Annotated in this window: 1 rRNA gene; it reads right to left on the bottom strand. The window is 57.7% G+C overall.

Features of this window, described 5'->3' with window-relative positions:
* Positions 1 to 1,049, bottom strand: a 23S ribosomal RNA gene (locus tag ACWCRB_RS49765); the annotation flags it as partial.

The raw sequence follows: 1,049 nt of genomic DNA, 5'->3' as shown, positions 1-1,049 counted from the left end.
CCTACACCCTTACCCCGGGACAACCACCGCCCGGGATGGACTACCTTCCTGCGTCACCCCATCACTCACCTACTACAGATCTGGTTCGCCGGCTCCACCACTTTCCATTCCCCGAAGGGTCCGGAACGGCTTCACGGACTTAGCATCGCCTGGTTCGATGTTTGACGCTTCACAGCGGGTACCGGAATATCAACCGGTTATCCATCGACTACGCCTGTCGGCCTCGCCTTAGGTCCCGACTTACCCTGGGCAGATCAGCTTGACCCAGGAACCCTTAGTCAATCGGCGCACACGTTTCCCACGTGTGTATCGCTACTCATGCCTGCATTCTCACTCGTAAACCGTCCACGACTGGCTTCCGCCGCCGCTTCACCCGGCATACGACGCTCCCCTACCCATCCCAGCCGCCGTTGGGCGTATGTGCTGGAATGACACGACTTCGGCGGTACGCTTGAGCCCCGCTACATTGTCGGCGCGGAATCACTAGACCAGTGAGCTATTACGCACTCTTTCAAGGGTGGCTGCTTCTAAGCCAACCTCCTGGTTGTCTCTGCGACTCCACATCCTTTCCCACTTAGCGTACGCTTAGGGGCCTTAGTCGATGCTCTGGGCTGTTTCCCTCTCGACCATGGAGCTTATCCCCCACAGTCTCACTGCCGCGCTCTCACTTACCGGCATTCGGAGTTTGGCTAAGGTCAGTAACCCGGTAGGGCCCATCGCCTATCCAGTGCTCTACCTCCGGCAAGAAACACACGACGCTGCACCTAAATGCATTTCGGGGAGAACCAGCTATCACGGAGTTTGATTGGCCTTTCACCCCTAACCACAGGTCATCCCCCAGGTTTTCAACCCTGGTGGGTTCGGTCCTCCACGAAGTCTTACCTCCGCTTCAACCTGCCCATGGCTAGATCACTCCGCTTCGGGTCTTGAGCGCGCTACTAAAACGCCCTATTCGGACTCGCTTTCGCTACGGCTTCCCCACACGGGTTAACCTCGCAACACACCGCAAACTCGCAGGCTCATTCTTCAAAAGGCACGCAGTCACGACG

The organism is Streptomyces sp. NPDC002156 (genome assembly GCF_053593675.1).
This window is presented reverse-complemented; position numbering and strand designations above follow the sequence as displayed.